The organism is Pseudomonas sp. MYb185, assembly GCF_002979975.1.
In the GTDB taxonomy this organism is placed as follows: Bacteria; Pseudomonadota; Gammaproteobacteria; order Pseudomonadales; family Pseudomonadaceae; genus Halopseudomonas.
This window is the reverse complement of the sequence record NZ_PCQD01000002.1, coordinates 529,811-540,026: the sequence shown is the minus strand read 5'-3', so window position 1 is coordinate 540,026 and position 10,216 is coordinate 529,811. Positions and strand designations below refer to the sequence as shown.

The following is a 10,216-nucleotide window of genomic DNA, read 5'->3' as shown; positions in this document are numbered from 1 at the left end:
AGCGAGTACGATAAGGACGGATCAAAGCGTTACCCATGTCTCCGAACATTCTGTAACCCATGTCCCCGGTCTATACAGTTGATGCCATCCCTGGCATCAAACGGTCGCAGACAGGCGGCTCCCGGCGCATAGCTATAAGCATTGGCGTGGCTGAGGGTTTAAAGACCACCAGCAACATAAAGTTCTACGGAACAGGTTGGCCCCCAGGGATGGGTTCACGGCGTGTCGGCACGGCCCTGTAGGCCAACCTGTTCCTCGCAGGCTCTGGAAAACTGCAGTTCTCATCACTGGCCCCAGGCTGCCCCCGCCGTTACAATCACCCGGTTAGTTTCCCAGCCCCTGAATCAGGAAAGATATGAGCGTTTCCTTCATCCATCTGCGTGTCCACAGCGAATATTCCCTGGTCGACGGTCTGGTCAGGATCAAGCCGTTGATCAAGGCGGTGGGCGGAGCGCAGATGCCGGCGGTGGCGCTGACCGACCAGAGCAACATGTGCAGCCTGGTCAAGTTCTATCGGGCTGCGATGGGCGCCGGCATCAAGCCGATATCCGGGGTGGATATCTGGCTGACCAGCGAAGAAGACGAAAACCAGCTCAGCCGTCTGACGCTGCTGGCGATGAACAAGCAGGGCTACCGCAATCTCACCGAACTGGTGTCCCGCGGTTATACCCACGGTCAACGCAATGGCCTGGCGACCATCCGTCGGGAATGGGTGGCGGAGTCCAGTACCGGTGTGATCGCCCTGTCCGGGGCGAAAGAGGGCGAGATTGGCCAGGCGCTGTTGTCCAGCGACCCGGCGCAGGCCGACCGCCTGCTGCAGCACTGGATGGAGGTGTTTCCCGGCCGTTTCTACCTGGAGCTGCAGCGCACCAAGCGGCCCAACGATGAAGAATACCTGCATGCCGCCGTCGCGCTAGCTGGGCGGCACGACTGCCCGGTAGTGGCCACCAACGATGTGCGCTTCATCTACCGGGAAGACTATGAAGCCCATGAAACCCGCGTCTGCATCGGCGAAGGCCGGGCTCTGGACGATCCGCGCCGGGTCCGGCAATACAGCGAAGAACAGTATCTGAAAACCCCGGAGGAAATGGCCGAGCTGTTCTCGGATATCCCCGAGGCGCTGGAAAACAGCGTGGAGATCGCCAAGCGCTGCAGTATCGACGTGCAACTGGGCACCTACTTCCTGCCGGACTTCCCGGTGCCCGACGGCATGACCATGGACGACTACTTCCGCAAGGTCTCCCTGGAGGGACTGGAAGAGCGCTTCAAGATGATATTGCCGCCCGACTCGGAGAACTACCAGGAGCGTCGCCAGGTCTACCTGGACCGACTCAAGTTCGAGCTGGATATCATCATCCAGATGGGTTTTCCCGGCTACTTCCTGATCGTCATGGACTTCATCAAGTGGGCCAAGAGCAATGGCGTGCCGGTCGGCCCGGGACGGGGCTCGGGGGCGGGCTCGCTGGTCGCCTACTCGCTGCTGATCACCGATCTGGACCCGCTGCAGTACGACCTGCTGTTCGAACGCTTCCTCAACCCGGAACGGGTCTCCATGCCCGACTTCGACATCGACTTCTGCATGGAAGGGCGCGACCGGGTCATCGACTACGTGGCCGAGGCCTATGGCCGCAACGCCGTATCGCAGATCATCACCTTCGGTACCATGGCGGCCAAGGCGGTGGTGCGGGACGTGGCGCGGGTGCAGGGCAAGTCCTACGGCCTGGCCGACAAGCTGTCGAAGATGATCCCGTTCGAGGTCGGCATGACCCTGGCCAAGGCCTTCGAGCAGGAGGAGATCCTGCGCGATTTCCTGGCCGCCGATGAAGAGGCCCAGGAAATCTGGGACATGGCATTGAAGCTGGAGGGCATCACCCGCAACGTCGGCAAGCACGCCGGGGGGGTGGTGATTGCACCGACCAAGCTGACCGATTTCGCGCCGCTGTATTGCGACGAGGCCGGTGGCGGCCTGGTGACCCAGTTCGACAAGGACGATGTCGAATCCGCCGGACTGGTGAAGTTCGACTTCCTCGGCCTGCGTACCCTGACCATCATTGACTGGGCGATGGAGACCATCAACCGCGAGCAGGCCCGCAAGGGGCTGGAGCCGGTGGACATCGATCGCATTCCGCTGGACGATCCGCCTACCTACGCCATGTTGCAGAAGGCCGAGACCACGGCGGTATTCCAGCTCGAATCCCGCGGCATGAAGGAGCTGATCAAGAAGCTCAAGCCCGACTGCCTGGAAGACATGATCGCACTGGTGGCCCTGTTCCGTCCGGGGCCGCTGCAGTCAGGCATGGTCGACGACTTCATCAACCGCAAGCACGGGCGCGAGCAGATTTCCTACCCGCACCCCAACTACCAGTACCCCGGTCTGGAGCCTGTGCTCAAGCCCACCTATGGCATCATCCTGTACCAGGAACAGGTGATGCAGATTGCCCAGGTGATGGCCGGCTATACCCTGGGTGGCGCGGACATGCTGCGCCGGGCGATGGGCAAGAAGAAGCCCGAGGAGATGGCCAAGCAGCGGCAGATCTTCCTCGAAGGCTGCCAGAATAATGACATTGACGCCGATCTGGCGGGCAATATCTTCGACCTGGTGGAGAAATTCGCCGGTTACGGTTTCAACAAATCGCACTCGGCGGCCTACGGCCTGGTGTCCTACCAGACCGCCTGGCTGAAAGCGCATTACCCGGCCCCGTTCATGGCTGCGGTGCTCTCGGCGGATATGCACAACACCGACAAGGTGGTGACGCTGATCGAGGAATGCCGCAGCATGAAGCTGCGGATGAAGGCGCCGGATGTAAACCTCTCCGAATACAAGTTCACTGTCGATGACAGTGGCAGCGTGGTCTATGGCCTGGGTGCGATCAAGGGTGTCGGTGAAGGCCCGGTGGAAACCATAGTGCAGACCCGCCAGGAAGGCGGCCCGTTTGTCGACCTGTTCGATTTCTGCGCCCGGGTCGACCTCAAGCGCATCAACAAGCGGGTCATGGAAGCGTTGATCCGCTCCGGCGCACTGGATTCCATGGGGCCGTTCTTCGATACCGAGCAGCAGGCCTACCTGCAACAGGTCGATCGCAATCGCGCGGCCCTGGCGGCTGCCATGGAGGAGGCCATCGCCGCTGCCGAGCAGACCCATCGCAGCGCCGACAGTGGCCATGATGACCTGTTTGGCGAGCTGCTCGGCCCGGCGACCGAGCGTGATGTCTTCGAGGCCTATCGCAATGTGCGCGAATGGACCTTCAGGGAGCGGCTGCGCGGCGAGAAGGATACCCTGGGCCTGTACCTGACCGGCCACCCGATCGACGAATACGAACAGGAAGTGCGGCGTTTCGCCCGCCAGCGCATCATCGATCTCAAGCCCTCGCGGGAGGCGCAGACCATCGCCGGCCTGGTGTTCGATCTGCGGGTAATGAAGAGCAAACGCGGTGACAAGGTCGGCTTCGTCACCCTGGATGATCGCTCGGCGCGAGTCGAAGTCTCGCTGTTCGCCGAGGCCTACCAGGCGGCGCAGTCACTGCTGCAGAAGGATGCCCTGCTGGTGGTAGAGGGCGAGGTCGCGGTGGATGACTTCTCCGGCGGTATGCGCGTGCGTGCCAAGCGGGTGATGAGCCTGGAGGAGGCACGCACCTCGCTGCTGGACAGCGTGCGCATCAATCTCGATACCCGTCGCCATGGCCCTGATTGCCTGGGCCGGCTGGCTGGAGTGTTACGGCAGTACAAGGGTAATTGTGCGGTGACCATCGAACTGCAACGTCCGGATGCGCAGGCCATGCTGCGGCTGGGCGAGGCGTGGCGGGTCGAGCCCGCCGATGACCTGGTGCAGACGCTGCGTGACCAGTTGGGCAAAGGCAGCGTCTCCCTGCACTATAGATAAATCGGATTCTCATGGGATGGGCGGCTCGACGCAGTCATGCCAATCCCGTAAGGTAACGCAAAAAACAGGACGCCCCGGTTGGGGCCGCGGATAATCGACGCTTATGATCAAGAGTCAGAAATACCTCGAATTTGAACAGCCGATTGCCGACTTGCAGGCCAAGATCGAAGAGCTGCGTCTGGTGGGCAGTGACAATTCGCTGAACATCACCGAAGAAATCACCCGTCTGCAGGACAAGAGTCGTTCGCTCACCGAGAGCATTTTCTCCAACCTGTCGAGCTGGCAGGTGACTCAGATGTCGCGGCACCCGCAGCGTCCCTATACGCTGGATTACATCCGTCATATCTTCACCGACTTCGAAGAGCTGCATGGTGATCGGCATTTTGCTGACGATGCGGCGATCGTCGGTGGTATCGCCCGTCTCGAAGGGCGCCCGGTGATGATCATCGGTCACCAGAAGGGCCGTGACGTCAAGGAGAAGGTACGCCGCAACTTCGGCATGCCCAAGCCCGAAGGTTACCGCAAGGCCTGCCGCCTGATGCAGATGGCCGAGCGCTTCCAGATGCCGATCATCACCTTCATCGATACCCCCGGCGCCTATCCGGGTATCGATGCCGAAGAGCGTGGCCAGAGCGAGGCCATCGCCTGGAACCTGCAGGTGATGTCGCGTCTGAAGACCCCGATCATCTCCACGGTCATCGGCGAGGGTGGCTCCGGTGGTGCACTGGCCATTGGTGTCTGCGATCGTCTGATGATGCTGCAGTATTCCATCTACTCGGTGATTTCTCCGGAAGGCTGCGCCTCCATCCTGTGGAAGAAGGCCGAGAAAGCCTCCGATGCCGCCGAAGCCATGGGGGTGACCGCTGGCCGCCTGCAGGAGCTGGGGCTGGTCGACAACCTGATTGCCGAACCGCTGGGCGGCGCGCACCGGGAGCCGGCGGAAATGGCCGCGCGTCTCAAGGAGCAACTGCTGATCGAGCTGGACAAGCTGAGCGGCAAGTCCACCGAGGAGTTGCTGGATAGCCGTTACGAGCGGCTGATGGCTTTCGGTATCCAGTAAGTGTTCAACCCGCAGGCGCTGCTGGGACAACTGGCACCCTGCATGGATGCCCCGGTCTGTTGGCTGGGGCTGTCCGGTGGCCTGGATTCCATGGTGCTGCTGGACGCCATGGCGCAGTTGCGCCGTCAACATCCGCTTCCCCCTCTCAAAGCCATTCATGTGCATCACGGCCTGCATCCCGACGCGGATCAGTGGACCGAGCATTGCGTACGCGCCTGCGCCGCCCGGGATATCCCGCTGCATGTGGAAAGGGTATGCCTGCCTGCTGGCGGCAATATCGAGGAGTTGGCACGGGATGCGCGCTATGGGGTGTTCGAGCGGCTGCTCGGGCCAGGGCACTGCCTGTTGCTGGCGCACCATCGGGATGATCAGTTGGAGACCCTGGTATTTCGATTGCTGCGCGGCACCGGCCTGCGCGGCCTGGCCGGCATGCCGCGCAGTCGCGCGCTGGGACGGGGGCAGTTGTTACGCCCATTGCTGCCCTGGACTCGTCAGCAGTTGAGTGATTGGGCAGGTCGGCAGCAGCTGGACTGGATCGAGGACCCGGCCAACGCCGATCCGCGCTACGCCCGTACCGCGTTGCGCCACGAGCTGCTGCCACAGCTGCGCCAGCGCTGGCCGAGCATGCCTGACAGCCTGCTGCGACTGGCCGAACACGCTGCGGAGGCTAATCAATTGCTGGATGAGCGCGCCGGGGAGGACCTGCAACTGGCTGCCCGGGCACCGGCCGATGCCTGGCTGCGCGCCTGGCCCAGCCTGGAACTGACGGCAGTGCTGGCATTGAGCCCGGCGCGGCAGAACAACCTGCTGCGCTACTGGTTGCATGGACAGGGTATTCGCCTGCCGGACCAGCGCCACCTGCACAGCCTGGTTGCCCAGCTCGGTGCCGCTCCGGACAGTCAGCCGGTCGTACCCTTGGCGGACGCCCAGCTGTACCGCTCGTCGGGTCGCCTGTGGCTGTTGCCGGCCGGTGGTGTGCCGGCCGGTATCGAGCAGCCGTTGCCACAGCTGGTCGACACCCGGCTCATGGCGGGCAATGGTCGCCTGTGCCTGCGCGCCGGCAACGATATTGCGCAGCGTCCGGGCCACTGGCGCATCGGCTATCGGCGTGGTGGCGAGCAGATCAAGCTGCCTGGCCGGCCACATCAGAGCCTGAAAAGCCTGTTTCAGCAGGCCGCTATTCCGGCCTGGCTGCGTCCTGCTGTGCCGTTGCTATACTGCGATGATCGGCTGATTTCCGTGGCCGGTCGCTGGAATGCGGAAGGGGCGGATGCAGGCTCTGACCAGAGCGGATTCAGTGTGGTCTGGGAGCCGGTTTTAGATTGAGCGGAATCGGGCTGTCTGGTATCCTGATTTCCCATCTTGACGAGACTTTGGTCTCCCTTCGATTTCCTGCGGCTGCGGTCGCTTAACTTCAATCTACGGGTTTTTCATGACGCGCTACATCTTCGTCACGGGTGGTGTTGTATCTTCTTTGGGTAAGGGCATCGCCTCGGCATCCCTGGCGGCGATTCTCGAAGCACGTGGCCTCAAGGTCACCATGCTCAAACTGGATCCCTACATCAACGTGGATCCGGGTACCATGAGCCCGTTCCAGCATGGTGAAGTCTTCGTCACCCATGACGGCGCCGAGACCGATCTGGATCTGGGTCACTACGAGCGCTTTATCCGCACCCGCATGACCCAGAACAACAACTTCACCACTGGCCGCGTCTACGAGGACGTGCTGCGCAAGGAGCGCCGTGGTGATTACCTGGGCGCCACCATCCAGGTGATCCCGCACATTACCGACGAGATCAAGACCCGCATCATCCGTGGCGCCGGCGATGCCGATGTGGCCATGGTCGAGGTGGGCGGTACCGTGGGTGACATCGAGTCGCAACCCTTCCTCGAAGCCATCCGTCAGCTGCGTCTGGAAGTCGGTGCCAAGCGCGCCATGCTGATGCACCTGACCCTGGTGCCCTATATCGCCACCGCTGGTGAAACCAAGACCAAGCCGACCCAGCACTCGGTCAAGGAACTGCGTTCCATCGGTCTGCAGCCCGATGTGCTGGTGTGCCGCTCCGATCATCCGATCGACCTGGCCTCACGGCGCAAGATCGCGCTGTTCACCAACGTCGAGGAGCGGGCGGTGATCAGCCTGCCGGATGCCGACACCATCTACCGCATCCCCGGTATCCTGCATGCCCAGGGTCTGGACGATTATGTGGTCGAGCGCTTCGGTCTGGAATGCGGCAGCGCCGATCTGGCCGAATGGGAGCGGGTGGTGGATGCCAAGCTGCATCCGGAGAAGGAAGTCACCATCGCCATGGTCGGCAAGTACATGGAGCTGCTGGATGCCTACAAGTCGCTGATCGAAGCGCTGAGCCATGCCGGTATCCAGAGCCGTACCAAGGTCAATGTGCGCTATATCGACTCGGAAACCATCGAGGAGAATGGCACTGGCCAACTGGAAGACGTGGACGCCATTCTGGTACCCGGCGGTTTCGGCCTGCGCGGCGTGGAAGGCAAGATAGCCGCGGTGCGCTATGCCCGTGAGCACAATATTCCCTACCTGGGCATCTGCCTGGGCATGCAGGTGGCTGTCATCGAGTTCGCCCGCAGTGTGCTGGGCTGGAGCGATGCCAACTCCACCGAGTTCGACAAGACCAGCGAGCATCCGGTGGTCGGCCTGATCACCGAGTGGCAGACCGCCAGTGGCGAGAAGCAGACCCGCGATGAAAGTTCCGACCTGGGCGGCACCATGCGCCTTGGCGGACAGGAGTGCGCCCTGGTGGAAGGCAGCAAGGCCCGCGAGTGCTACGGCCAGGATGTGATCGTCGAGCGTCACCGTCACCGCTACGAGGTCAACAACAACCTGTTGCCCGAACTGGAGAAGCATGGCCTGAAAGTGTCCGGTCGCTCGCTGGATGGTGCACTGGTGGAGATGGTCGAGGTGTCGGATCATCCCTGGTTCGTGGCCTGCCAGTTCCACCCCGAATTCACCTCCACCCCGCGTGACGGCCATCCGCTGTTCAGCGGCTTCGTCAATGCGGCGCTGCAGCAGCGCGCCGGCAGGAAAGCCTGAGGAACCGTTATGGCACAGAAGATCGTTCGGGTCGCTGACATCGACATCGCCAACGACAGGCCCTTCGTCCTGTTCGGTGGCATGAATGTGCTGGAGTCCCGTGACCTGGCCATGCGCGTGTGCGAGGAGTACGTCGAGGTCACCAGCAAGCTGGGTATCCCCTACGTGTTCAAGGCCAGCTTCGACAAGGCCAACCGCTCCTCGATCAACTCCTTCCGCGGCCCCGGCCTGGAAGAGGGGTTGAAGATCTTCGAGGAGATCAAGCGTACCTTCAAGGTGCCGCTGATCACCGACGTGCACGAACCCCATCAGGCCGCACCGGTGGCCGAGGTCTGCGACATCATCCAACTGCCGGCCTTCCTGTCGAGGCAGACCGACCTGGTGGTGGCCATGGCGCAGACCGATGCCGTGATCAACATCAAGAAGGCGCAGTTCCTGGCTCCCCAGGAAATGCGCCATATCCTGGCCAAGTGTGAAGAGGCCGGCAATGACCGGCTGATTCTGTGCGAGCGCGGTTCCAGCTTCGGTTACAACAACCTGGTAGTGGACATGCTCGGCTTCGGCATCATGAAGCAGTTCGAATACCCGGTGTTCTTCGATGTGACCCACTCGCTGCAGATGCCCGGCGGGCGCAGTGATTCCGCCGGTGGCCGCCGTGCCCAGGTCACCGACCTGGCCAAGGCCGGCATGAGCCAGGGGTTGGCCGGCCTGTTCCTGGAAGCGCACCCGGACCCGGACAATGCCAAGTGCGACGGTCCCTGCGCCCTGCGCCTGGACAGGTTGGAGCCGTTCCTGGCCCAGCTCAAGGCGCTGGATGAACTGGTTAAAGGTTTCCCGCAACTCGACACTGCCTGATCGCCAGGCAAGATCCCTTTTCATTACAAAGCATGTTTCAGATGGAGAAAGCAGCAATCATGGCGAAGATCATTGAAATCAAGGGTCGTGAAGTACTGGACTCGCGCGGTAACCCGACCGTTGAAGCGGATGTGATTCTGGAAGGCGGCATTCTTGGCAGCGCCTGCGCTCCTTCCGGCGCCTCCACCGGTTCGCGCGAAGCGCTGGAACTGCGCGACGGTGACAAGAGCCGTTACCTGGGCAAGGGCGTGCTGAAGGCCGTTGCCAATATCAATGGTCCGATCCGTGAGCTGCTGGTCGGCCGCGACGCTCTGGACCAGGCCGGCCTGGACCGCGCGATGATCGAGCTGGACGCGACCGAGAACAAGGCCAAACTGGGTGCCAACGCCATCCTCGCCGTGTCCCTGGCCGCGGCCAAGGCCGCCGCTCAGGCCAAGGGCGTGCCACTGTATGCGCACATCGCCGACCTGAACGGTACTCCCGGCCAGTACAGCATGCCGGTACCGATGATGAACATCATCAACGGTGGTGAGCACGCCGACAACAACGTCGACATCCAGGAGTTCATGGTGCAGCCGGTTGGCGCCAAGAGCTTTGCCGATGCCCTGCGCATGGGTGCCGAGATCTTCCATCACCTCAAGGCGGTACTCCAGGCCCGTGGCCTGAGCACCTCGGTCGGTGACGAAGGCGGCTTCGCGCCGAACCTGGCCTCCAACGAAGATGCCCTGGCGGCGATTGCCGAGGCTGTGGCCAACGCCGGTTACACCCTGGGCGATGACGTGACCCTGGCTCTGGACTGCGCCTCCAGCGAGTTCTACAAGAATGGCAAGTACGATCTGGCCGGCGAAGGCAAGGTGTTCGACGCTGCCGGTTTTGCCGACTACCTGGCTGGTCTGACCCAGCGTTACCCGATCATCTCGATCGAGGATGGCATGGACGAGTCCGATTGGGACGGTTGGAAAGTGCTGACCGACAAGATCGGTGACAAGGTGCAGCTGGTGGGTGACGACCTGTTCGTGACCAACACCAAGATCCTCCAGGAAGGCATCGACAAGTCCATCGGTAACTCGATCCTGATCAAGTTCAACCAGATCGGTTCGCTGACCGAAACCCTGGAAGCCATCCAGATGGCCAAGGCTGCCGGCTACACCGCGGTGATCTCGCATCGCAGCGGTGAAACCGAAGACCACACCATTGCCGATCTGGCGGTGGGGACTGCCGCAGGTCAGATCAAGACCGGCTCGCTGTGCCGTTCCGACCGGGTATCCAAGTACAACCAGCTGCTGCGCATTGAAGAGCAACTGGCAGGCAAGGCACCCTACAAAGGCCGTGCCGAGTTCCGTGGCTGATAGTC

General features: G+C 62.1%; 6 protein-coding genes. All 6 read left to right on the top strand.

Annotated elements, in window-relative coordinates:
• The first annotated feature begins 355 nt into the window (after nt 1-355).
• The 6 genes from dnaE to eno all read left to right on the top strand — a co-directional run bounded on the left by dnaE (nt 356) and on the right by eno (nt 10,211).
• A complete protein-coding gene (dnaE, locus tag CQ007_RS04900; RefSeq protein WP_105643792.1) occupies nt 356-3,880 on the top strand; it encodes a DNA polymerase III subunit alpha in 3,525 nt (1,174 codons plus the stop codon).
• 103 nt (nt 3,881-3,983) lie between these two features.
• Entirely contained in the window at nt 3,984-4,940 is a 957-nt protein-coding gene (gene accA / locus CQ007_RS04895; protein ID WP_105643791.1) for an acetyl-CoA carboxylase carboxyl transferase subunit alpha, read from the top strand.
• The gene (gene tilS / locus CQ007_RS04890; RefSeq protein ID WP_105643790.1) at nt 4,941-6,266 is read left to right on the top strand and encodes a tRNA lysidine(34) synthetase TilS; all 1,326 of its coding nucleotides are present in this window, start codon (nt 4,941-4,943) and stop codon (nt 6,264-6,266) included. It abuts the gene before it with no gap.
• Between the two features lie 106 nt (nt 6,267-6,372).
• Nucleotides 6,373-8,007, top strand: coding sequence for a CTP synthase (locus tag CQ007_RS04885; RefSeq protein ID WP_105643789.1), 1,635 nt, complete (start codon nt 6,373-6,375; stop codon nt 8,005-8,007).
• 9 nt (nt 8,008-8,016) lie between these two features.
• On the top strand, nt 8,017-8,862 hold the full coding sequence (kdsA, locus tag CQ007_RS04880) for a 3-deoxy-8-phosphooctulonate synthase (protein ID WP_105643788.1): 846 nt from the start codon (nt 8,017-8,019) through the stop codon (nt 8,860-8,862).
• A 59-nt stretch (nt 8,863-8,921) separates the two neighbouring features.
• Nucleotides 8,922-10,211: a phosphopyruvate hydratase gene (gene eno, locus CQ007_RS04875; protein WP_105643826.1), complete on the top strand. Its 1,290-nt coding sequence runs from the start codon at nt 8,922-8,924 to the stop codon at nt 10,209-10,211.
• Nucleotides 10,212-10,216 lie beyond the last annotated feature (5 nt).